The organism is Bacillus cereus, assembly GCF_002564555.1.
GTDB lineage: Bacteria > Bacillota > Bacilli > Bacillales > Bacillaceae_G > Bacillus_A > Bacillus_A cereus_K.
The window spans coordinates 1-620 of sequence record NZ_NUVD01000060.1; the positions used below are offsets into that span (position 1 = coordinate 1).

Here is a 620-nt window from a genome sequence, read left to right on the forward strand (position 1 = left end):
ACAATAATGTAGCTAAGGTTTCAAGTAAGCATGATCCAGATCTTGCTACATTATTACGCCGCCTTGCAAAAGATGAGACTCTTCATTATGCGTTTTATCGAGATGTCATTCGAACACATTTGGAATTGGAACCTAATTATTGCTATCATATTGCCAATGTGATTAAGAATTTTAAAATGCCAGGTGCCGTCATGCCTGATTTTGAAAATAGAATGGCTATAATTGCAAAAGAAGCGAATTATGGACCACTACAATATTTTGATCAAGTACTTGATGTAGTGGTTGATTATTGGGGGTTAAAAGACTTACGACCAATTGCGCCTTTAGCTGAAAAAGCAAGAATTGAGATTTTGGAATACCACACAAGATTGAAAAAAATACGGGATCGATTTGGTCGTTTTCAAGGGAAAACTGATCTACGTTAATGAGTATAGATTTCAGAATATAAGCGGGGAAATTACCCTTCCCTTTATGGGAAATCTGACACAATCCCTATTGTTTTGGGGTGTTTTTTATTTAATTTAATTTTTATTAAAAAAGTGGTTGACGATAAAAATGATTTCATGATATTATAAAATATTTGATAAAAAATCACATATGTGTTAAGGTTAAGAAGGTTA

Annotated in this window: 1 protein-coding gene; it reads left to right on the forward strand. The window is 32.9% G+C overall.

Going from position 1 to position 620, the window contains the following annotated elements; translation table 11 throughout:
• Window positions 1-425 (forward strand): acyl-ACP desaturase (locus COI75_RS17245; protein ID WP_176535596.1); only part of this gene is annotated, 425 nt, incomplete at its 5' end.
• Between the last annotated feature and the right edge of the window lie 195 nt (window positions 426-620).